The sequence below is a fragment of the Lacisediminihabitans changchengi genome (genome assembly GCF_016634425.1).
GTDB classification, from domain to species: domain Bacteria; phylum Actinomycetota; class Actinomycetes; order Actinomycetales; family Microbacteriaceae; genus Lacisediminihabitans; species Lacisediminihabitans changchengi.
Genome location: NZ_JAEPES010000001.1, coordinates 40,003 through 59,582, shown reverse-complemented (window position 1 = coordinate 59,582; position 19,580 = coordinate 40,003). Strand labels below are relative to the sequence as shown.

At 66.3% G+C, this 19,580-nt stretch carries 27 protein-coding genes and 2 tRNA genes; 15 read left to right on the top strand and 14 right to left on the bottom strand.

The window, feature by feature from the left end:
- Positions 1–5: 5 nt before the first annotated feature.
- Positions 6–878 (top strand): sulfurtransferase, encoded by an 873-nt coding sequence (locus IV501_RS00325; RefSeq protein WP_200554430.1) that lies wholly within the window; start codon positions 6–8, stop codon positions 876–878.
- Positions 879–1,001: 123 nt separating this feature from the next.
- Here IV501_RS00325 and IV501_RS00320 read toward each other — a convergent pair whose 3' ends face one another.
- The 5 genes from IV501_RS00320 to orn all read right to left on the bottom strand — a co-directional run bounded on the left by IV501_RS00320 (position 1,002) and on the right by orn (position 2,998).
- A complete protein-coding gene (locus IV501_RS00320) occupies positions 1,002–1,283 on the bottom strand; it encodes a metallopeptidase family protein (RefSeq protein WP_200555370.1) in 282 nt (93 codons plus the stop codon).
- Between the two features lie 71 nt (positions 1,284–1,354).
- A complete protein-coding gene (locus IV501_RS00315) occupies positions 1,355–1,834 on the bottom strand; it encodes a DUF2017 domain-containing protein (protein WP_200554429.1) in 480 nt (159 codons plus the stop codon).
- Positions 1,831–2,100, bottom strand: coding sequence for an ATP-dependent Clp protease adapter ClpS (gene clpS, locus IV501_RS00310; RefSeq protein ID WP_200555369.1), 270 nt, complete (start codon positions 2,098–2,100; stop codon positions 1,831–1,833). The genes IV501_RS00315 and clpS overlap by 4 nt, the downstream gene beginning before the upstream one ends.
- Before the next feature lie 108 nt (positions 2,101–2,208).
- A tRNA-His gene (locus IV501_RS00305) sits at positions 2,209–2,284 on the bottom strand.
- Positions 2,285–2,341: 57 nt separating this feature from the next.
- Positions 2,342–2,998: an oligoribonuclease gene (orn, locus tag IV501_RS00300; RefSeq protein WP_200554428.1), complete on the bottom strand. Its 657-nt coding sequence runs from the start codon at positions 2,996–2,998 to the stop codon at positions 2,342–2,344.
- A gap of 151 nt (positions 2,999–3,149) precedes the next feature.
- Between orn and IV501_RS00295 the strand changes: the two genes are divergently transcribed.
- Entirely contained in the window at positions 3,150–3,617 is a 468-nt protein-coding gene (locus IV501_RS00295) for a GNAT family N-acetyltransferase (RefSeq protein WP_200554427.1), read from the top strand.
- 68 nt (positions 3,618–3,685) lie between these two features.
- On the opposite strand, the gene IV501_RS00290 is transcribed toward IV501_RS00295, so the two are convergent.
- A complete protein-coding gene (locus IV501_RS00290) occupies positions 3,686–4,921 on the bottom strand; it encodes an MFS transporter (RefSeq protein ID WP_200554426.1) in 1,236 nt (411 codons plus the stop codon).
- Complete coding sequence (locus tag IV501_RS00285; RefSeq protein WP_200554425.1) at positions 4,922–5,374, bottom strand: MarR family winged helix-turn-helix transcriptional regulator; 453 nt, start codon at positions 5,372–5,374, stop codon at positions 4,922–4,924.
- Between the two features lie 66 nt (positions 5,375–5,440).
- Between IV501_RS00285 and IV501_RS00280 the strand changes: the two genes are divergently transcribed.
- The 4 genes from IV501_RS00280 to IV501_RS00265 all read left to right on the top strand — a co-directional run bounded on the left by IV501_RS00280 (position 5,441) and on the right by IV501_RS00265 (position 6,368).
- Positions 5,441–5,659 carry an SCO4848 family membrane protein gene (locus tag IV501_RS00280; protein WP_200554424.1) on the top strand — a complete coding sequence of 73 codons (219 nt, stop codon included), beginning with the start codon at positions 5,441–5,443 and terminating at the stop codon, positions 5,657–5,659.
- A 26-nt stretch (positions 5,660–5,685) separates the two neighbouring features.
- Positions 5,686–5,964 carry a hypothetical protein gene (locus IV501_RS00275; protein ID WP_200554423.1) on the top strand — a complete coding sequence of 93 codons (279 nt, stop codon included), beginning with the start codon at positions 5,686–5,688 and terminating at the stop codon, positions 5,962–5,964.
- Between the two features lie 43 nt (positions 5,965–6,007).
- Complete coding sequence (locus IV501_RS00270; protein ID WP_200554422.1) at positions 6,008–6,268, top strand: thioredoxin family protein; 261 nt, start codon at positions 6,008–6,010, stop codon at positions 6,266–6,268.
- 27 nt (positions 6,269–6,295) lie between these two features.
- Positions 6,296–6,368 (top strand) — tRNA-Arg (locus tag IV501_RS00265).
- Positions 6,369–6,577: 209 nt separating this feature from the next.
- On the opposite strand, the gene IV501_RS00260 is transcribed toward IV501_RS00265, so the two are convergent.
- The 3 genes from IV501_RS00260 to IV501_RS00250 all read right to left on the bottom strand — a co-directional run bounded on the left by IV501_RS00260 (position 6,578) and on the right by IV501_RS00250 (position 8,858).
- Positions 6,578–7,348 carry a hypothetical protein gene (locus tag IV501_RS00260; RefSeq protein WP_200554421.1) on the bottom strand — a complete coding sequence of 257 codons (771 nt, stop codon included), beginning with the start codon at positions 7,346–7,348 and terminating at the stop codon, positions 6,578–6,580.
- A 67-nt stretch (positions 7,349–7,415) separates the two neighbouring features.
- A complete protein-coding gene (locus IV501_RS00255) occupies positions 7,416–7,712 on the bottom strand; it encodes a hypothetical protein (protein WP_234698076.1) in 297 nt (98 codons plus the stop codon).
- 141 nt (positions 7,713–7,853) lie between these two features.
- The gene (locus IV501_RS00250; protein ID WP_200554420.1) at positions 7,854–8,858 is read right to left on the bottom strand and encodes an aldo/keto reductase; all 1,005 of its coding nucleotides are present in this window, start codon (positions 8,856–8,858) and stop codon (positions 7,854–7,856) included.
- Positions 8,859–8,989: 131 nt separating this feature from the next.
- Between IV501_RS00250 and IV501_RS00245 the strand changes: the two genes are divergently transcribed.
- The 5 genes from IV501_RS00245 (at position 8,990) to IV501_RS00225 (ending at position 12,883) form a co-directional block, all read left to right on the top strand.
- The gene (locus IV501_RS00245; RefSeq protein WP_200554419.1) at positions 8,990–9,205 is read left to right on the top strand and encodes a methyltransferase; all 216 of its coding nucleotides are present in this window, start codon (positions 8,990–8,992) and stop codon (positions 9,203–9,205) included.
- Positions 9,206–9,393: 188 nt separating this feature from the next.
- Complete coding sequence (locus tag IV501_RS00240) at positions 9,394–9,969, top strand: single-stranded DNA-binding protein (protein ID WP_200554418.1); 576 nt, start codon at positions 9,394–9,396, stop codon at positions 9,967–9,969.
- Positions 9,970–10,231: 262 nt separating this feature from the next.
- A complete protein-coding gene (locus IV501_RS00235; RefSeq protein WP_200554417.1) occupies positions 10,232–10,552 on the top strand; it encodes a DUF6993 domain-containing protein in 321 nt (106 codons plus the stop codon).
- Between the two features lie 99 nt (positions 10,553–10,651).
- On the top strand, positions 10,652–12,334 hold the full coding sequence (ettA, locus tag IV501_RS00230) for an energy-dependent translational throttle protein EttA (RefSeq protein ID WP_200554416.1): 1,683 nt from the start codon (positions 10,652–10,654) through the stop codon (positions 12,332–12,334).
- Positions 12,335–12,337: 3 nt separating this feature from the next.
- Positions 12,338–12,883: an acyl-CoA thioesterase gene (locus IV501_RS00225; protein ID WP_200554415.1), complete on the top strand. Its 546-nt coding sequence runs from the start codon at positions 12,338–12,340 to the stop codon at positions 12,881–12,883.
- A gap of 173 nt (positions 12,884–13,056) precedes the next feature.
- On the opposite strand, the gene IV501_RS00220 is transcribed toward IV501_RS00225, so the two are convergent.
- From IV501_RS00220 to IV501_RS00210, 3 genes are read right to left on the bottom strand one after another with little or no spacing between them, the layout of a single operon-like run.
- On the bottom strand, positions 13,057–14,565 hold the full coding sequence (locus tag IV501_RS00220; RefSeq protein ID WP_200554414.1) for a ferredoxin--NADP reductase: 1,509 nt from the start codon (positions 14,563–14,565) through the stop codon (positions 13,057–13,059).
- Positions 14,562–15,419, bottom strand: coding sequence for an FAD:protein FMN transferase (locus IV501_RS00215; RefSeq protein WP_307812102.1), 858 nt, complete (start codon positions 15,417–15,419; stop codon positions 14,562–14,564). The genes IV501_RS00220 and IV501_RS00215 overlap by 4 nt, the downstream gene beginning before the upstream one ends.
- Positions 15,412–15,867, bottom strand: a complete 456-nt coding sequence (locus IV501_RS00210) for an FMN-binding protein (protein ID WP_200554412.1) — start codon at positions 15,865–15,867, stop codon at positions 15,412–15,414. Before IV501_RS00210 ends, IV501_RS00215 begins: the two co-directional genes overlap by 8 nt.
- Positions 15,868–16,070: 203 nt before the next feature.
- Between IV501_RS00210 and IV501_RS00205 the strand changes: the two genes are divergently transcribed.
- Complete coding sequence (locus IV501_RS00205) at positions 16,071–16,577, top strand: sigma-70 family RNA polymerase sigma factor (protein ID WP_307812101.1); 507 nt, start codon at positions 16,071–16,073, stop codon at positions 16,575–16,577.
- On the top strand, positions 16,574–17,299 hold the full coding sequence (locus IV501_RS00200) for an anti-sigma factor family protein (protein ID WP_200554410.1): 726 nt from the start codon (positions 16,574–16,576) through the stop codon (positions 17,297–17,299). Before IV501_RS00205 ends, IV501_RS00200 begins: the two co-directional genes overlap by 4 nt.
- A gap of 15 nt (positions 17,300–17,314) precedes the next feature.
- Here the strand turns inward: IV501_RS00200 and IV501_RS00195 are convergent, their stop codons facing one another.
- Positions 17,315–18,193: an acyl-CoA thioesterase gene (locus IV501_RS00195; RefSeq protein ID WP_200555367.1), complete on the bottom strand. Its 879-nt coding sequence runs from the start codon at positions 18,191–18,193 to the stop codon at positions 17,315–17,317.
- A 49-nt stretch (positions 18,194–18,242) separates the two neighbouring features.
- Here IV501_RS00195 and IV501_RS00190 point away from each other — a divergent pair, with 49 nt between their 5' ends.
- The gene (locus IV501_RS00190; RefSeq protein WP_200554409.1) at positions 18,243–18,935 is read left to right on the top strand and encodes a DUF8185 domain-containing protein; all 693 of its coding nucleotides are present in this window, start codon (positions 18,243–18,245) and stop codon (positions 18,933–18,935) included.
- Entirely contained in the window at positions 18,932–19,573 is a 642-nt protein-coding gene (locus IV501_RS00185) for a pentapeptide repeat-containing protein (protein ID WP_200554408.1), read from the top strand. The genes IV501_RS00190 and IV501_RS00185 overlap by 4 nt, the downstream gene beginning before the upstream one ends.
- Positions 19,574–19,580: the final 7 nt, after the last annotated feature.

The window sequence follows — 19,580 nt, the reverse complement described above, 5'->3', positions numbered from 1 at the left end:
GGTGGATGACTTCCCCCTTCGTCACCCCGCGTCAGCTCGCCCTCGACCTCGCCTCGGCTACCCCGCCCGCCGTCTTCCACGCCAGCCTGCTGCTCCACCCCGCGAGCTTCGACGGTGACTACCGCCTCGACGGCAAGCGCGATGCTTGGCTCGCCGCGCACATCCCCGGCTCACAGTACGTGGATGTCGCGGTCGACTTCTCGGACACCAGCGCAGCTCTGCATTACACACACCAGACGCCGCAGGCCATCGCAGATCGGCTCGCCGAGCTCGGGGTAGGACCGACGGATGCCGTGGTCGTCTACGATTCCACCGGCGGCCTGTTCGCGGCCCGGCTCTGGTACCTGCTCACCTGGATCGGCGTGGATGCACGCGTGCTCGACGGGGGGTTCGGCGCCTGGGAGGCCGCGGGTCTGCCGATCGAAACCGGCGAGGGGGCGGCCCCGGCATCCGTTCCGTTCTGGCCCGCGACAGCCGTGCGCGAGGCTTGGGTGACGAAGAACGAATTGCTCGAACGCTCGGAGACGGATGCCCGCCCGCTCGTCTGCGGGCTCCCGGCCGGCAGCTTCGACGGCAGTCATCCTTCGCGCTACGCCCGCCGCGGGCACATTCCGGGCAGTGTGAACGTGTCGTCTCGCGATCTGTTCGCCGCCGACGGCACCGTGCGCGGCGAGAACGAGCTGCGTGAGGCTTACGTCGCGGAAGGCGTCACGGGCGACGAGGAGGTGCTGCTCTACTGCGGCGGCGGTATCTCGGCGGCGGCGAACGCGATCACCTTGGCCGAGCTGGGCGTGACCGCGGTGCGCATCTACGACGGCTCCCTCGAGGAGTGGGCGGCGGATGATTCGCTGCCGCTGGTGACCGCTACCGCTGGTTGAGTAGGCCGCGACGGAGGAGCAGCCGTATCGAAACCCCGCGTGGTGGGTCTCGATACGCGTCCTCGCGCTGGCGCTCGGGCGCTACTCGACCAGCGAAGATGCGGCGCTCGACCGACGACGCGGCTAGCCCCAGCCGAGGCGGTGCAGCTCGGCGTCGTCGATGCCGTAGAAATGCGCGATCTCGTGCACGAGCGTGACGTGAATCTGGTCTTTCAGCTCGTCCAGGTCTTCGCTGATGGACAGCAGCGGTTCCCGGTAGAGCACGATGCGGTCGGGCAGTTCGCCGAAACCGTAGTCGGAACGTTCGGTGAGCGCGACTCCGTCGTACTCTCCGAGAAGGTCGAGCGAGCCGTCATCCGGTCGGTCGAGGGTCACGAAGGCCAGGTTCACCAGGCCCTCCACCATCTCGTCGGGCAGCGCGTCGAGCTCGTCGGTGACGAGCAGCTCGAAGGCCTCCGCGCTCACCTCATCGGCTCTCACAGTCGCCCCTGCATGGCTACGACCAGAGATTCCTGCACGAACGCCAGCCAGTCGTAGATGTCGCCCAGGGGCTCGTCGGGGTTCGGCCGGTCATCGTCGCGCTCGATGCCGATGCGAGACGCGATGGTGAGACGGATGTCCGAAACGGCTCGAATCCAGGCCTGCGCCTGCTGTTCATCGAGAACCACCTTCGTCGCCGAGGTCGCCGCGGCGGCGTCGGCCAACGAGGCTGCGACGGTCTGCCCGTTGCGCCCCTTGCGCTCGGCGAGGCTTTCCGCGGTGAAGCGGCGGAACTCCTCGGCAGCCTCGGGGTCATCCCGATAGGCGTCGGGGAGTAGTCGTTTCAGCGCGGCATCGTTTGCGGCAGGCTCGGCGAGCATGGCGCCGATCTGGCCGGTGAGTTGCACGATGAGGCGCGCCTCCTCGGGCGCAAAGCTCGCCTCGTAGTTCGCGCCTTTGCGGCGGAAGCCCCTCATTCGTCGGCTTTCTGCAGCGTGGCCCAGAGTCCGAAATCGTGCATCGCCTCGACGTGCCGCTCCATCTCCTCGCGGGGACCGGTGGCGACGACCGCTCGACCCTCGGAGTGAACCTGCATCATGCGGCGGTTCGCCTCCTTCTGGCTGAAGCCGAAGTAGCTGCGAAAGACATACGAGACGTAGCTCATCAGGTTGACCGGGTCGTTCCAGACGATGGTGACCCAGGGGGAGCCGAGCACGGTCTGCTCGGCGTGGTCCAACTGCATGCCGAGGTCGACATCCAGCTCTACGTCTTCCAGCAGATCAGGCATGCGTCACCCCCACAGATACCGGTACAAACGCGAAAGGCCCCGCGATTGCGGGGCCTGACGCTCTGGGGTGATCGACGGGGCTCGAACCCGCGACATCCGGCTCCACAAGCCAGCGCTCTACCAACTGAGCTACGACCACCATGCCTGCCATCCTCAGCGAATAAATCCGCCGCGACGACACAACTCCACAATCTTATTACAGATTCTCGCCCTCGGATGACACGGTCTGGGGCTGGAGCGTGGGGAGGAAGTTCTCGACCACGGATGCCGAAATCGCCTGCACCTCTTCGGTGGTGGGTCCGGGGTCGGCCACGAAGGCGGCCTGGCGGTAGTACTGCAGCTCGCGGATCGACTCGAGGATGTCGGCGAGGGCCCGGTGCCCGCCGTCTTTCGCGGGGGCATTGAAGTACACCCGCGGGAACCAGCGTCGCGAGAGCTCCTTGATCGAGGAGACGTCGACGCTGCGGTAGTGCAGCTGCTTGTCGACCCGCGGCATGTACTTGGCCAGGAAGGTGCGGTCGGTGCCGATCGTGTTGCCGGCGAGCGGTGCGTGCTGATCAGCCGGGACGAAGCGCAGGATGTACTCGTGCACGGCGAACTCGGCGTCGGCGAGAGCGACACCATCGGGGATCGCCTCGAGCAGCCCGGATGTGGTGTGCATGTTCCGCACGAAATCGTTCATGTTGTCGAGCGCCGACTGATCGGGCTTGATCACCACGGAGAGGCCCGCATCGACGGGATTCAAATCGAAATCGGTGATGACGACGGCGACCTCGACGAGTTCGTCGACGTCGACGTCGAGTCCCGTCATTTCGCAGTCGATCCAGACGAGGCGGTCAGCTACAGAAGGCATTCGACCAGTGTATCGAGGGGGTGTGACGTCGCCCGCTGCGCAGAAACCCCGGAGTGCTCGGCTGCGGACTTTTCGGAGCTTACGGATACAATCTGCACGCATCTACTGCACCGATCAATACGCAGATTTCGATGTATCGAAAAGAGTAGGCATGATCAGGCCGGCACAGCGCGACGACACCGCCGCGGTCGTTGCCCTTGTGGTGGCCTCTCGACTGTTCGAAGAGGCCGACAGCTCATTTCTGAACGAGTTATTCACTGACTACTTCGACTCGAAATCGAGTGAGGGCCACTCGCTGCTGGTGGACGACCATGACGACGTTGTGCGGGCGATGGCGTACTTCCAGCCGATGGTGGCCGCCGACCGCGTCTGGGATCTCACCATGATCGCAGTCCAGCCTGACCTGCAGGGCCGTGGGCTCGGCGCCAAACTCATCACATCGGTAGAGGATTCGCTGAGAGAGCAAGGTGGGCGCCTCCTCATTGTCGATACCTCCAGCACCGCCCAATTCGACCTCACGCGAGAGTTCTATTCCACACAGGGGTACGCCGAGGAAGCCAGAATCCGCGACTACTGGGCAGACGGAGACGACAAAATCGTCTTCCGCAAACACCTTTGAGCTGACGCAGATGCTTACTGAACGAATCGGCCAAACCATCCACAGACGCGCGCGATGTGGTGCAGGGTCTAGAGCGATTCGCCGATCGTCACCGATTCGGCCTCCGCTTCCGGAGTCTCGGCCCGAGCGTTGACGCGGGATAGCGTCTTCGCGCCAGCCACCACCAGGATCGCGGCGATGAGCACGGAGCCGCCGGCGACGAAGTAGGGGGTCGCCGGGCTAAACAGCAGAGCGAGTTCGGCCGCCAGCGGGGGAGCGACGGCCCCGCCGAGAAACCGCACGCCGGAATATGCCGATGATGCGACCGAGCGCGGCAGATCCGTCGCCTCCATGACCGATTCAGTCAGCACCGTGTTCAGGATGCCGAGCAGCAGTCCACCGACGATCACGCAGACGATCAGCCCCACCGTGTTGCCCGTGAACAGCCCGGCGACGACCAGGTCGATCGTGAGAAGCGGAAGAACGATGCTGAGGGCGGTGGTGCGCGAGACGCGCGCGGTCAACAGCGGTGCAACCCAGACCGAGGTGATCGCGACGGCGAGCCCCCAGCCAAAGAAGATCAGCCCGAGCTGGATCGCGCTCGTTCCCTTCGGCAGGGCGAACGGGGTCCAGGCGAGCAGCGTGAAGAAGCCGATGTTGTAGAACAGCGCGGCCGCGGCCAGGATGGCGAGGGCCGGGTTCGCGAGAGCCCGGAACGGCGCGGAGAGGCGGGTCGGCATCCGTTTCGTCTTGTCCTCTGTGCCGAGCAGCACGGCGATCGCGACGAAGGCGATGGCCATGAGTGCCGCGGTTCCAAAGAATGGACCGCGCCAGCTGAGTGTGCCGAGCAGGCCGCCGACCAGAGGTCCGATCGCGATGCCGAGGCCGAGAGCAGCCTCGTAGAGCACGATCGCGTTGCCGGTGCCGCCGCTGGCCGCGCCGACGATCGTGGCAAGAGCGGTGGAGATGAAGAGCGCGTTGCCGAGACCCCACCCACCGCGGAAGCCGATCACGCTCTCCACGTTGCCGCTGAGAGCCGCGAACAGGGCGAAGGCCACGATGAGGGCGAGCCCGATCATCAGCGTGCGCTTGGCGCCGACGCGGCTCGAGATCCAGCTGGTGAAGAACATCATCACGCCGGTGATCACGAGGTAGCTGGTGAACAGCAGCTCGGTCTGCCCCGCCGTGGCGTGCAGTTGGGAGGCGATCGCCGGCAGGATCGGGTCGACCAGGCCGATACCCATGAACGCGACCACGCACGCAAAGGCGACCGCCCACACCTCTTTGGGTTGGCTCAGGATGCTGCCGCTCGCCTTGTGAGCCACTTACGCCACCCCCGCTGTCGTTGCCGCGCGCACGGTTTCGGTGCGCTCCTCGAGGATGGCCACGGCGCGCTCCAGAATCTCGGTCTCCTCCGCGGACAGCCCTTCGAAGGTCGGGGCCAACGCTTCGCCGACCTCCTCCCGCCAGGAATCCAGCGCGGCGATACCTTTCGGAGTGATCGCGATCAGCCAGGCGCGAGAGTCGGCGACGTCGGCGATGCGGTGGATGAGTTCGCCCTCGGCCAGGCTCTGGATGAGCTTGGTCATCGTGGGTTGGGTCACGCGGCTGCGACGCGCGAGTTCGCCGATGCGCAGGGATCCATCGGTCTCGAGGATCGAGAGGGAGCGCCAGACCGAGGCGGGCGTGGTGCTGCCGGTGGCGAGGGCCGCGATGCGGGTGAGGCGATTGGCGGCGACGATGAGGCGCTCCGGAAAGGGGCGGGATGAACTGGGCATTCTGAAAGTATATAGCCAAGCTATATAGCTTGGCGAAGTATTTACACCACTGCCTAGGCTGGAAACATGAACGTGACCCTCGGCATCCTGCTCCTTCTCAACACCATCTTTCATCTGGTGACCTGGCCGACCTTCTTCCGCCGGGTCGCGAAAGATCCGCGAGCGAGGGATGCCGAGAGCAAGCCGACCGCGTTTTTCACCGTTCACCTCGTTCTGCTGGTCATCGCAATGCTGCTGGCCGCCGCGTCATTGGTGGGAGCGATCGTCGCCTTCGCCACCGCCTGACCGGCGCATCGTGGTAGGAATGTCGGATGACTGACGCAGCTTTCCCCCTGTCCAACGGTGACAAGTTCATCGCCATCTATCAGGGCGGCCCCAACGATGGGCAGACCGATACCCGTTTCGTAACCGAGGGCGACTTCGACGCCGAGATCACGGTCATCACCGCGGTCGACGGAAACGAGGCCATGATCGACTACACCAAATCGAGCGTCACCAAGGTCGGCGACGAGTACCACGTCACCTACGTGTACGACGCCAAAGACAGCGACCAGGTCACCTCGCACGAAGACCGCGGAGACCGCCAGTAGGCGCTCTCGGAATCATGGGGAGCTTCACGCTGTTAGACGCAGTGTGAAGCTCCTTTTTTTCGCCTCCTCGTTCTGCGAGCCGTGCATTCAGACTCGCGCCGTCCTCGACCAGGCGTCCACGCTGGTGCCCGCTCTGACCATCGCCGAGCTCGATGCGGTGTCGCACGAGGCGGAGGCTGAGCGGGCGGGCATCCGTTCCACCCCCACGGTGATCGTGTTGGATCAGGACGACGCCGAGGTCTTCCGCGCCGAGGGCGTGCCGACTCTCAATCAGGTGCTGGTCGCCCTCGCCAAAGCGGTGTGACCTCGCTGCGGTATCGTGGATGCCGCCGCCTCCGTAGCTCAGGGGATAGAGCAGGAGCCTTCTAATCTCTTGGTCGCAGGTTCGAATCCTGCCGGGGGCACCTCGCGACGTCGTTGAGACCCGCGGCATCCGTTCGCCCGTCCGAAACGACGGAGAAAACGGATGTCCGCCGCATTTCGCGGCGCTCGGCGGCCCTCCCGCGAGAAAATTCCGTCGTTTCGGGCGCGGGTGACGCACAACGCGAAACGGCGGGACCCCCGAAGGAATCCCGCCGTCACGGTGCCGTGTGACGCGGCCGCAGCTCCGAACTCAGTTGGCGCGCGGAGTGACCGGTTGGTCGAGCGGAGATGCTCGCTTGGCGGTGGCACCAGCGGTGACGGGCGAGAAGGCGGAGGTGTCGGCATCCGTCGTCGCACGCTCGGCCGGTGCATGCTCAGCCGGTGCGTGCACGAGAGCCTCGGTCTTCTGCGGCTCGGACTTGGTCGCCGGGTCGGGCGCCGCGTAGGCGTCGAGCGAGCCCGCCTCGGTCTGCTGCTGCGCAGCCCAGGCCTGCTGCTGCGCGATCAGTTCTTGGTCGCTGAGGGTCGAGTCGTAGGCCCACGAGTCCAGGTCGTTCTTGAACAGCCGCTTGGCCCGACTCGGGTGCGACTGCCACTCGATCAACCGGTCGCGGAAGGTGAGGAGTGACTGCTCGGCCTGAAAGCTGAACGACACCGCATTCTTCTGCATGTCGAGGATCTCGTGGCGGGCCCAGTCGGCGGCCAGCGCCGTGCCGGCCATCGGTAGCAGGCGCAGACGGATGTCCGCCTCCCCGATCAGATGCTCCACGTGAGCCTGCTCGGGGGCAGAGATGGTGTTCCAGACGGCCGCCTTGCGAGCGGCGCCGATCAGCGCGGTGACGGCGGATGCCTTGGTCTCACGGTCGCTGAGGGCGATCATGCGCTTGGTGGAGCCGCGCCCGACCGCCGCCGCGATGACGCCGGCGATGATGATGGCGACGAACGGAACGATGATCGTCGAGACGATCCGCCCGCCGTCGTCTGAGGAGAGCCAGTCTACGAAGTTGGTCCAGAGCTGCATGGGAGCACCATAACCCCTGATGACCGGCCACCCGGAGTGAAGCCGTGGCGAGTCGGGAACGCCTGGCTCAGAAGCAATCGACCGCCGACTCGAAGCCCCAGAAGTCACCCATGGCGACGAAACGACCCTGTCGCGCGATGTAGCGCTTGGCGCGGTAGCGCAGGCCGCCGACCACCTCGAAGCGCTCGACGTAACCGAGCACCTCCCCGTCGGTACGGGTGACACGCCAGAGGTCGTCGTGCACGCGAACGAGGGCCAGGCCGGCGCGACTGATTGCGTACTCGTCGGAGCGGGTGTGGCTGTGTGTATCACTGCCGAGAGTGTCACTGTGGCGCGCGGTGTCGATGAAGGCGAGTGTGGTCATGGTCGTTCCTCTCGTGCTGCCGGCCCGGCGATCTGGTGTCGAGATGGACAGTACGGGCCACCACCGACATCCGCTTCGCCGTGAAAACGACGAAGGCGGCGAGGACCGAAGTCCTCGCCGCCCGTCGGGTTTCTGCGCGTACTAGCGGCCGGTGCCGTCCACGGCGTACGGCTCGATCGACGCGATCTCGTCGTCGGTGAGCGGCGCGGCATCGAGGGCTGCGAGGTTGTCCTCCAGCTGGGCGACACTGCTCGCGCCGATCAGCGCCGAGGTCACCTGCGGAACGCGGAGCACCCAGCTCAGCGCGAGCTGGGCGAGGCTCTGGCCGCGAGAGTCCGCGATCGCCTGGAGGGCCTTGGCGCGCTCGAGGTAGGTCTCGCTGATGTTCGACTCGGACATCCAGCGACCCTCTGCCACGCGCGAATCGGAGGGGATTCCCTTGAGGTAGCGGTTCGTCAGCAGTCCTTGGGCGAGGGGTGAGAACACGATGCTGCCCATGCCGAGCTGGTCGAGCACGGGGAACAGCCCATCGGCCTCGATGTGGCGGTCGAACATGTTGTAGCGCGGCTGGTGGATGAGCAGCGGGATCTTGTGCTCGGCCAGGGCGGCGTGCGCGGCGAGCGTCTGCTCCGCGTTGTAGTTGGAGATACCGACGTAGAGCGCCTTGCCCGAGGTGACGGCGGTGGCGAGCGCGCCCATCGTCTCCTCGATCGGGGTCTCCGGGTCGGGGCGGTGCGAGTAGAAGATGTCGACGTAGTCGAGGCCGAGACGCCCGAGGCTCTGGTCGAGCGACGACAGGAGGTACTTGCGCGAGCCGAAGTCTCCGTACGGGCCCTGCCACATGTCGTAGCCGGCCTTGCTCGAGATGACGAGCTCGTCGCGGTACGGGCGGAAGTCCTGCGCCAGGATGGTGCCGAAGTTCGACTCCGCGCTTCCGGCCGGCGGGCCGTAGTTGTTGGCCAGATCGAAGTGGGTGACCCCGAGGTCGAAAGCACGGCGCAGAATCGCGCGCTGGGTCTCGAGCGGGCGGTCGTACCCGAAGTTGTTCCAGAGTCCGAGGGACACCCGGGGAAGTTTCAGCCCGCTGCGACCAGTTCTCACATAGTCGGCGGATTCGTATCGGTCATCAGCAGCGGAGTAAGGCATGGTTCAAGCCTAGAGGCGGATCGCTTCCGCGAAATCGGGCGGGCAGAGCACTGCCAGTGGAGTGATCGCCGGCCAGCCCTTGCTTTCAGCCGCCGGAGTTCTAGGCTTGACGCCGACGAAAGGAACGCTCAATGACGAGTAACCAGATGACGATCGAAAAGACCTGGGTGGCGTACGGGCCGGCTGGAGTGGTCGGCACCGTGCATAAGACGGATGTCGGCTACACCTTCCGACTGCTGACCGACGAGGTCTCCCGGGCTGACTATCCCAGCCTCGACGTGGCGCAGAGTGCGCTGCACGCGGCGCTGCTGCCGGGCGCTGACTGGCCCGAGTTCCGCGAGCACTGACACCGCCCCGTCCGGTTCGTGCTCACCCTCTCCGACCTTGTCGTTTGACGGAGGGCTGCATGGTGTTCGAGCCACAGGGATCATCAGTGGCCACGGTCCACTCCCTCACACTCGACGGATGTCCGGCCGCCTCCCCAACAGGGCGGCGGCCGGTTTCGCGTCCAGCGCCGTCACCGCACACTCGTCCCATGACTGACATCATCACTCTCACCGGCCTCGTCGCCACCCCGCCCCGGCACCTCATCACCAGCGAGGGCCTGCCTATCGCGAGCTTCCGGCTCGCTTCCACTCAACGCCGCTACGACCGCCGCGAGGCCAAGTGGGTAGACGGCGAAACCAACTGGTACACCGTCACCGCGTTTCGACAGCTTGCAATGAACATCTCTGCCTCGATCAGCAAGGGCGATCGCGTGGTGGTGACCGGGCGATTGCGCATTCGCGATTGGACCAGCGCCGAGAAAACCGGCACCAACATCGAGGTGGATGCGGATTCGATCGGTCATGACCTCGCGTGGGGCACCGCCTCCTTCACCCGCAACATCGTGAACTCAGCGTCAAGCACTCCGGCCACGGATGACCCGGCAGGCTCACTCACCGACCAGGCGGCCGAGGCGCACCCCGACGCCACAGATCAGGCCGGAGTCTCAGAGCGAACCGGTAGCTCAGGGCAGGGCGGCAGCTCTGGACAGGGCGAGGACCCCGATCAGCTCGACGCTCCCGCGACGGAGAGCTGGGCGACGGCCAGCCTGCCCGCGCCCTTCTAGTGCGGACATCCAGGTCGAGGGCTGAGCTGCGCTCTAGAATCGTTGCGGTCGAGCGCTTCAGCGCCCGGCGAGAAACGGCACGGGGGAGAAACGCAGGATGGCACGGTTCCGCCTCGCGGTTCTCATCGGCTCGGCTGTTCTTGCGACCGCAGCCCTTGCCGGGTGCAGCCCTTCTAGCCCAGTGGTCAGGCCGAGCGCGTCGGCAAGCGCAAGCGCAAGCGCAAGCGCAAGCGCGAGCCCGACCCCCACTCCACAGCCCGCGATGGTGGCGAACGGGACGGCCGAGCAAGAAAAGCCGTTCTTCGATCAGGTGAACGGGAAGTTGTTCGCATCCAATGGATCGGCGAATGGCCGGGACATCATCGACAACCTGGTCGCATCCGGATTCGTCAAGGCCGACATGCAGGTGACGCCCGACAAGACGTCGATCGGTGGCAACGCCGACTCCATTCTGTTCTCGGTGAAAATCGGCGACAGTTGCCTCCTCGGCCAACACGGTGGAGCGGGTTATGAGAGTTCGGTGCAGAAGGCGCTGGCAAACGGAACTTGCCTGATCGGCAAGACCCGCCCCATCGACTGGTAGGCATCGACTGGTCGGCATCGACGGGAAGTCGCCGGTTCCATCGCGGGCGACGACCGACCGGCGGCGAGCGACCGCGTGACGGACACCTAAACTCGTCTCATGGCCGAATTCATTTATACGATGGTCCGCGCCCGCAAAGCGGTCGGCGACAAGCTCATCCTCGACGACGTCACGATGTCGTTCCTGCCCGGCGCCAAGATCGGCGTGGTCGGGCCGAACGGTGCGGGAAAGTCCACGATCCTCAAGATCATGGCCGGCCTCGACACCCCGAGCAACGGCGAAGCCCGCCTGAGCCCGGGCTTCAGCGTGGGCATCCTGATGCAGGAGCCAGAGCTCGACGAGACCAAGACCGTGCTCGAGAACGTGCAGGAGGGTGTCGGCCCGATCAAGGCAAAGGTCGACCGCTTCAACGAGATCTCGCTGGCGATGGGCGAGCCCGACGCCGACTTCGACACCCTGCTCGCCGAAATGGGCACGCTGCAGGAAGAGATCGACGCTGCCGACGCGTGGGACCTCGACTCGCAGCTGGAGCAGGCAATGGATGCCCTGCGCACCCCGCCCGGCGACGCCCAGGTCTCCAACCTCTCCGGTGGTGAGAAGCGCCGCGTCGCCCTGACGAAGCTGCTGCTGCAGAAGCCCGACCTGCTGCTGCTCGACGAGCCCACCAACCACCTCGACGCCGAGAGTGTCCTCTGGCTCGAGCAGCACCTCGCCCAGTACCACGGCGCAGTTCTCGCCGTCACCCACGATCGGTACTTCCTCGACCACGTCGCCGAATGGATCGCCGAGGTCGACCGCGGTCACCTTTACCCCTATGAGGGCAACTACTCGACCTACCTCGAGAAGAAGGGTGCCCGCCTCGAAGTCCAGGGCAAGAAAGACGCCAAGCTCGCCAAGCGGCTCTCGTCGGAGCTGGAATGGGTGCGGAGCAACGCCAAGGGCCGTCAGGTCAAGTCGAAGGCGCGTCTCGCCCGATACGAGGAGATGGTCAACGAGGCGGAGAAGACCAGGAAGCTCGATTTCGAAGAGCTGGTCATCCCCGTCGGCCCGCGTCTTGGCTCCCAGGTGATCGACGCCAAGAAGCTCGAAAAGGGCTTCGACGGTCGCGTACTCATCGACGGACTGAGCTTCACCCTGCCGCGCAACGGAATCGTCGGCGTCATCGGCCCGAACGGTGTGGGCAAGTCCACCCTGTTCAAGACGATCACCGGCTTCGAGAAGCTCGACGGCGGCGATCTGAAGATCGGCGAGACGGTCGACATCTCTTACGTCGACCAAGACCGCGGCGGTATCGACCCCCAGAAGACCCTCTGGGAGGTCGTCTCTGACGGGCAGGATTACATCCAGGTCGGCAAGACCGAGATCCCGTCGCGCGGCTATGTCTCGCAGTTCGGTTTCAAGGGTCCCGACCAGCAGAAGAAGGCCGGCGTGCTCTCCGGTGGTGAGCGCAACCGTCTCAACCTCGCGCTCACGCTCAAGCAGGGCGGAAACCTGCTGCTGCTCGACGAGCCCACTAACGACCTGGACGTCGAGACGCTCGGCAGTCTCGAGAACGCACTTCTCGAGTTCCCCGGCTGTGCGGTGGTCATCACTCACGATCGGTGGTTCCTCGACCGCATCGCCACGCACATCCTGGCGTACGAAGGCACCGCCGAGAAGCCCGGGTACTGGCATTGGTACGAGGGCAACTTCGAGGCGTACGAGGAAGACAAGATCAAGCGCCTCGGACCGGACGCGGCGAAGCCGAACCGCTCCGCATATCGCAAGCTCACCCGGGACTAACCGATGGCACGTCTGCACGTACCGACTCGGCTGCGCTGGGCAGACCTCGACGGCTACGGGCACGTCAACAACGCCGACATGCTGCGCCTGCTCGAAGAGGCGCGCATCGAAGCGTTTTGGACGGATGGCGCGGCTCTCGGTGACGCCGAGGCGAGTGTCACGGGTGGTGACACGCGGCCGGACGCTGTCAGGCTGGGCGACATCCGACTGGCGGGCGCCTCGACCGCGGTGCTCGACGCGAGCCCCGGCGCAGACACCCTGAGCCTGATTGCGCGTCAGGAGGTCGAGTACCTGCTGCCGATCCCGTACATGCGCCAGCCGCTCGACATCCAGTTGTGGATCGCACAGATCGGCGGCGCGAGCTTCGAGATCTGCTACGAAGTGCGCTCGCCGCTGGGCCAGGAACCCGCGCTGCTGTACACCAAGGCGGCTACCACGCTCGTGCTGGTCGATCGGGAGACGATGCGCCCCCGGCGCATCCGCGACTACGAGCGTGCGGCCTGGGAGCCGTACCTCGACGAGCCGATCCGGTTCAGCAAGCGCCGCTAGGTCCCTGCGGGTCTCGATACGCGAAGTGCCGCTGCTTGAGTAGGCCGCGACGAAGGAGCAGCCATATCGAAACCCGCACCTGGGTCTTGATACGCGTCCTCGCGCGGGCGCTCGGTCGCTACTCGACCGGCGGCCACGACCGGCGGCCACGACCGGCGGTCACCCCGGCGGGCTCAGTACCCGCTGAAGTAGTCGGTCCGGATGCGGCGCACCCCCAGCTCCCGCAACTGGCGGGCGAGCGAGGTCACCAGCGCCGGCGGGCCGGAGACGTAGGCGGTGCGCGAGGTCAGATCCGGCACTCGCGATGCCAGCAGTGACGCATCGAGGCGCCCCGGCCCGAGGTAGTCCCACGACGAGGGCATCCCGGCGGGGGCGGTCGGCGCGGTGACCAGTACCGGCAGTCCGCTGGCCGCGAGTTCCTCCGCGTATGCGAGCTCCTCGCTGGTCGACACCGCATAGACGAGCACGATGTCGCGGCGCTCACCCGTCTCGGCGAGATGCCTCAGCTGGCTCACGAACGGGGTGATCCCGATGCCGCCGGCCACCAGAAGTAGCGGCACCCCGGCATCCTTCGGCAGGGTGAAGTCGCCGCCGACCGCGGTCGCGTGCAGCATGCTGCCCGGCTCGAGCGCGCGCAGCCGCCGCTTGAAGGTGCTCGATTGCTCGGGCAACCGCAGCCCCACCGCGACCTGCGACGAGCCGGGCGCCGAGGCGATGCTGAAGGTGCGCCGCACCCCGCGGCCGTCGGCTTTGGCGTGCGGCAGCGCGAGTTCGAGGTATTGCCCCGGCTGAAAACGCAGGGGGGCGGATGCCGCGAACTCGAGCTCGCGAGCCCCCGGGGTGAGCTGCCGACTGCCGACATACCGCAGTCGCACGGAGCGCCGCTGGCCGAACGCGAAGGCGAGGATGTTGCCCACCACGAGAGCGATCTCGGGCGAGGTACGAATCGGGCCGACGGCGTATGGCACCGAGAACAGCACGGCGACGACGGCTGCGAAGACGAGCTGCTGCCAGCGCAGTGGCGGCAGGGTCAGCGGTTCGTCGAGCATGAACACGGCGAAGAAGACCAGGGGGGCGGAGCCGACGACCGTCCACGCGGCGGTGGCGACATCCATCCCTCCGAGGCTGAAGCGCACGGTGCTGAGCACGAACGCGACGACCAAAAACAGCCCGACCAGGGCGAACCGCCGCGTGCGGTAGACGACCAGGAACCCGCCGATGACGACCGGCGCGAGCAGGTAGGGCGTCGCCACCCACCAGGTCGCGCCGCTCAGCTGGGTGAGCGCGATGATCACGGCGGCGATGGCGACCGGATTGAAGACGTGCCGACCGCGGAAGGCGAGCAGGTACTTCGAGGCGCTCGCGATCACCGCGACCAGGGCGAGGATGCCGAGCCCTTGCGGTTCGATCGTCGGAAAGAACAGGAACAGCAGAAGCAGCGCGGTGATGTTCGACGATTCCCCGTGCGGTGTCACCCGGAAGATCAGCCCGAACAGCCGGTTCGAGACATAGGTCGCCACCACCAGCACCGTGAGGCTTGCGATGAGTTGCAGCGGGCTGTACGCCACGCCGCCCGGGATGAACGACAGCGCCAGAGCGATGACGAAGATCCCGCAGAGCACGAACAGCATCAGCCGATACATGGTCACGCGGCCGGTCAGGCGGTCGAGGACGGTTCTCATGAAAACAGTCTCCCCGGAAGGTCGACGGAGCGCTCGGCGACTCCGGTCGAGAACATCCGCACCCACTCGAAATCGAAGGTCCGGGCGAGTTCGGTCGGGTCGGCGAAGAACAGCGCGGTCGCGAGCCCGTCGGCGAGCAGGGCGCTGTCGGCGATGGCCCAGGTGGCGATCACGTCGCGGGTCGGCTCTCCGGTGCGCCCATCGAGGATGTGGTGCAGCCCCTCGCCCCAGACCCGACGGTTGGACCCCGAGGCGCAGATCGAACGGTTCGTCAGCGTGACCTCGCCGATGGCCATCGACGGATCGAACGGATGCTCGAGGCCTACCCCGGTCGGCTCCGGTCCAGAGACGAGCAGATCGCCGCTCGCATCGATGAGGAACGCATCGACACCGCCCTCGTGCAGCAGTTCGCCGACCAGATCGACGAGGTAGCCCTTGCCCGCGGCTCCGACGTCGATGAGCACGGGGGAGCGGGTGACGAGCGTGGAGCCCTCGCGGGCGACCTCGTCTGCCCAGCGCGGGGCGGGCATCCCGGGTCCGCGACGGGTGAGCGAATAGCGCGCGTCATAGCCGAGCTGTTCGAGAGCGCGGCCCACGAGAGGTGTCACGGCTCCGTCGGTGCTGTCGAAAAGACCGTCGTAGAGGTCGAACAGGCGGGACGCGTCATCCGGAAACCGGTAGCGGCCGGGAGCCTCGGCGACGGTACTGACCAGGGAGTCTCCACGGAAGCGCGAGTAGGTGCGATCGAACTCGTCGATGCGGGAGTGCAGGCGCGCCTCGAGGTCGGCATCGACGGGCAGAAGGGTGTCCACCTGCCAGTCGGTGCCGATCGCCGAGAAGCGCAGACTAGGCACTCGCGTCGGCCTTGATCTTCGTGATCGCGGCATTGAAGCCCATGCTGGTGAGGGAGGATCCGGAGACCTTGGAGACGCTGAGGCTGTCGATCTTCTTGCCGACCACCTGGGCGCTGATGCCCTTGATGAACTGGGCCTGATACTGCTTGCCGGTCGGATCGTTGGAGGCGTCGCTGGCGACGGTGACCGCGGTGATGACGCCGTCGGCGAGGGTGACCTTGACCTCGACCTTCTCCTCACCGCCGGGGGAATTGTATTCGCCGTCCTCGGTGTAGCTGCCGTCTTTGTAGGTGCCGGTCGAGTCGCCTGTCGACGGAGATGCGCTCGCCGAGGTGTCGCTGCTGGTGTTCGAGGTTCCGGCCGAGGCCGTGGCACTGCATCCGGCGAGCGTGCCGACGAGCGATACTCCGGCAAACGCGGACAGGGCGTATTTGTTGGGGGTTCGCATGATCTCTTTCCAGTCGAGGTGGGTCGGTGTCGCCGAACCTACGGTCAGGCTGCCGCCATCCCCTTGGTACGAACTGTGAAATTTCTGTGCGCGGTGTCGTCACCGCGTGGACTACCGTTCATGTGTCTAACGAGCCGCACGCCGATGTGGTTCAGATCTGAACCGAATCCGTTTCGGTCTCGTGTCATGGGCGGAGGTGGATGATGGCGGAGACTCACGACGAGTTGCTGCGTGCCCTACACGACGAGTACGGCACCGCGCTCTGGCGCTACGTCGTGTGGCTCACCGGAGACCGTCATTTCGCCGAAGACGTGGTGCAAGAGACCCTGGTGAAGGCCTGGACCAAGCCGTTGGTGCTCGACCAGTCCGACAAGTCCGCGCGTGCCTGGCTGTTCACCGTGGCCCGCAACCTGGTGATCGACTCCAAGCGGTCAGCGGCCTCGCGCCACGAATTCTCGACCGACCTGCTGCCCGAGCGGGCGACGGATGACGGCATCGACGCGCTTCTCGACTCTTGGCTGGTCTCCGACGCCCTCGGCACCCTCTCCCACGATCACCGCCTCGTGGTTGTTCACGCGTACTACCAGCGGCAGTCGATCGCGCAGATCGCTGCGGAACTGGAGATTCCGGCCGGAACAGTCAAGTCCCGGCTGCACTATGCACTGCGGGCACTGCGCCTGGCGCTGCAGGAGCGGGGGGTAACGCAATGAGCGACGACGTCTATTCAGATTGGGATGCCGCCTACGTGCTGGGCGCGCTGTCTGCCGAGGAGCGAGGCGAATACGAGCGTCATCTCGCCGAGTGCCCGAGCTGTGCGGCAGCGCTCGCCGAACTGGCCGGCATCCCGGGGCTGCTCGCCACGGTGCCCGCCGAGGAGGCGATACGCGAGACGCCGCGACCCATCCCGGTGCCGGACACGCTCTGGCCGCGGATGCTGCGGTCGGCCCGCCGGCGCAGGCTGCGCACCCGTGCTGCCATCGGTGGCGGTGCCGTTCTGGTCGCCGCGGCGGTGGCCGCGCTGGTGTTCGCGCTGCCGACGCTCACCGCCCCGCTCCCTGCCCCCGCACCCAGTTCGACCGTCGCGGAACCCGTGGCGCGCACTGTGGCGCTGAAACCGGTGGTTCCGAGTGCCTTGCGCGCGAGCATCCGTGTCGTCTCCGAGGGGTGGGGCACACGCATTGATATGGACTGCAGTTACGGTCTGAAAGACGGAGCGACGCCCGGTTACGGTGGCGGTCAGCAGCAGGACTTCGACTACGCGATGTACGTGACGGATGCCCGCGGCCGCTCCATCGAGGTTGCCACCTGGTCTGCTGGGCCCGGCACGTCCGCCGAGCCCTCCGGCACCACGAGCCTTGCTGCAGATCAGATCAGGTTGGTCGAGGTGCGCTCGACCCGCGATGGAACCGTGCTGCTGCGCACCTCGCTCTAGCGAGCGGGCGGTGTCTCATCGAGCGGGCGGCGGCCCGACGCGCACTGTTCCCTCTTGGGCGACGCTGGCGAGTAGGCGACCGTCGCGGCTGTACAGCCGGCCGAGGGACAGGCCGCGGCCGCCCGTCGCGGTCGGGGATTCCTGCAGGTACAGCACCCACTCGTCGATGCGTCCGAAGCGGTGGAACCACATCGCGTGGTCGAGGCTGGCCGCCTTCAGCCCCGGAGTGGCCCACGGGACTCCGTGGCGGCGGAAGATCGGTTCGAGGATCGTGTAATCGCTCACGTAGGCCATCGCCGCGCGGTGCAGGGTCGGGTCGTCTGGCATCGGTCCGATGGTCTTCACCCAGACCGCCTGATGGGCAACGTGCGGGCCGTCGACCGAGAGATAGACGGATGACGGCACGTGCCGCATGTCGAACGGACGCTCGTGAGCCCAGACCTTTGCCACGGGGTGATCGACTCCGTCGAGCACGTCGGCGGCGGTCGGGAGGTCTTCGGGCTGGGGGATGTCGGTGGGCATGTCGATCTGGTGCTCGAGGCCGACATCCACCGTCTGGAAGGAGGCGATCATCGAGAGGATCGGCAGGCCGTCCTGGTACGCCTGGGTGCGCCGGGTGGAGAAGGAGCGACCGTCATGGATGCGGTCGACGGAGAAGGTGATCGGCTTATCGAGCTGGCCCGGACGGAGGAAATAGCCGTGCATCGAATGGACGGGGCGATCGTCGCCGATGGTCCGTTGCGCGGCGACGAGGGACTGCCCCAGCACCTGGCCGCCGAAGAGACGGCCCTGCGGCATCCATTGGCTTCTGCCGGTGAAGATGTCTTCGCTGGTGCGGGCGTGGGTGTCGGTGAGGTCGAGTGCGGAGAGCAGGTCGGCGAGCGGATCGTGCATGGAACCTCCGTCGGTACTCACTGATTGCCCTGCTAGCTTAAGAGATCGCATGAGCCAGACATTCTCCCTCGTTGACTCCCTCTCCCTCGCCGACCTGCAGGTCTTCCTTAGTCGCGCGGGCCGCGTTGAGGACGGTTCTGTGCGCCTCATCGCCGACTCCGGTGTGCTCGCCGTGTATGTCGCGGTGTTCTTCCCCGTCGGACTGCTCGACGAGAGCCCCACCATCCTGGGCCTGCGCACCTTCGCGCTGACGCCGAGTTCTGACGGCACCGTCGAGACCTTTGACGCCGTGGTGCCGGTGCGATCGCTGCTCGAGCGGCTGACCAGGCTGCAGTCCGCGGTGGTCGACCCCACGGCATCCGTCACCGTCAGCATGCCCATGCAGGTCAACACGGTCACCTGGGCCGCGATCTCGCCGCCCCGCGGTGGCTGGGCTCGACTCGAAGAGACGCCGGTGGCGCCGCTGGAGCAGGTGGCCGCCGAGGGCATCGCCGAGGTCGCGGAGGCAATACCTACCGGCACCGGCGAGCAGATCGTGCACCGGGTGCGCTCCGAGGTGTGGGGGCGTGGCATTCCCGGGCTGGAATACGTTCCGGCTGGCGTCGCCTTCGCCGCGGTGAGCCTCGGTTTTCTCGGCGATGAGCAGACGGCACGCATCTACGAGACCGGCCCGTGGACCCGGGTGTCGACCGAGCGCGGGCACGTGCTGGTCAAGCGACGCTCCTGGTCACTGCAACGATGACCAATGCTCCTCGACTCTCGTTCACCGCACCGCGCGTCGAGGATGCCGTCGCCGACGAGCTTTTCGCCGGCGACGACTACGAGGGGATGCGGTTCAGCGTTGCCGATTTCGGCGAGTTCGACCTCACCGGAACGACGTTTCGCGAGTGTGAGCTCGCCTCGGTCACTCTGAGCGAGGCGGGGATGCGCGGCACCCGCTTCATCGAGTCGCTGATCACGGCATCCTTCGCCCCGGTGCTCCGTGCCCCTCGCAGCACTTGGCGCGACAGCCTCGTCGAGTCGCCGCGCTGGGGCTCGGCCGAGCTATTCGACTCCGAGCTGCGGATGCTGCATATCCGCGGCGGCAAGATCGACTACCTCAACCTGCGCGGCTCGACGCTGAGCGACGTGCTGATCGAGGACTGCGTCATCACCGACCTCGACCTGGGCGGGGCCACGACAACGCGCGTGGCACTCAAGAACTGCCGCATCGACACGATCGATCTCACCCGCGCGACCAACGTCGACCTCGACCTGCGCGGCAGCGACTTCGCCGCGCTGAACGGGCTCGACGGGGCCCGCGGTGTCGTCATCGACGAGGGTCAGCTGTCGCTGCTCGCCCCGCTGCTGGCCGGGCAGCTCGGCATCGTCGTCGAGTAGCCGCACG